The 231-nt window shown below is 46.8% G+C and carries 1 protein-coding gene; it reads right to left on the bottom strand.

Going from position 1 to position 231, the window contains the following annotated elements; translation table 11 throughout:
• A partial coding sequence (locus tag L9G74_RS24745) for a hypothetical protein (protein WP_238899123.1) occupies window positions 1–231 on the bottom strand: 231 nt, incomplete at both ends.

The raw sequence follows: 231 nt of genomic DNA on the forward strand, positions 1-231 counted from the left end.
CCACGTTGGCCCGGCAAGGATGCTGAGCATCATGAACCGCATAACCGTTTGCAAGACTGAAATTTCTCTCCAAATGGGCTGCCTCATCAGGCTTAACAAATTCAACCCGGTATTCAGGAATGGCAGCTGTGTAGGTAGTGCCTGTTGAAACATCATTTTCATCCCGAAGTAACTGATCCAATTCTGGCCAGAGAGTTTCTTTCCATGCGTTGAAGTCATCCTCAATGCATT

The organism is Shewanella electrica, assembly GCF_022321485.1.
Taxonomy (GTDB): domain Bacteria; phylum Pseudomonadota; class Gammaproteobacteria; order Enterobacterales; family Shewanellaceae; genus Shewanella; species Shewanella electrica.